1 rRNA gene is annotated in these 611 nt (G+C 48.9%); it reads right to left on the bottom strand.

The window, feature by feature from the left end:
- Positions 1-458, bottom strand: a 23S ribosomal RNA gene (locus tag ABEA66_RS29080); the annotation flags it as partial.
- Positions 459-611 lie beyond the last annotated feature (153 nt).

Raw genomic sequence — 611 nt, 5'->3', positions numbered from 1 at the left:
AGATGGTCCTGCCTGCTTCCCACGAGGTTTCACGTGTCTCGCGGTACTCGGGATCCGTCTAGCGATACGTTCGTTTTTGGCTACAGGACTTTTACCCCCTATGGTGAGCCTTTCCAGACTGCTTCGCCTAACCAACTTTTCGCATATTGACGTCCCACAACCCCAGAGGGCAAGCCCTCTGGTTTGGGCTGTTCCGCTTTCGCTCGCCGCTACTGACGGAATCACTGTTGTTTTCTTCTCCTGAGGGTACTTAGATGTTTCAGTTCCCCTCGTATGCCTCCAATGTAGCTATGTATTCACTACATGGTAACTGAGTATTACCTCAGCTGGGTTCCCCCATTCGGACATCCCCGGATCAAAGCCTGCTTACGGCTCCCCGAGGCAATATCGTCGTTCGCCACGTCCTTCTTCGGCTCCTAGCGCCTAGGCATCCTCCGTGTGCTCTTATTAGCTTAACCATGCTAATACACGTTGTATTGCTCTACGCATTTTGTTGATAACTGCGATAGTTTCACGTATCGAACAGTTACAACCATTTCAGTATCTAGTTTTCAAGGAACAATCTTATTGAAATTGAGAGTTTGTTGTCCTCTCAAAACTGAGCAACGAGT

Origin of the sequence: Paenibacillus vulneris (assembly GCF_039543185.1) — a bacterium.
Lineage (GTDB): Bacteria > Bacillota > Bacilli > Paenibacillales > NBRC-103111 > Paenibacillus_S > Paenibacillus_S vulneris.
Note: the sequence above shows the minus strand (reverse complement) of the source record. Positions and strands in the feature narration are given on the sequence as shown.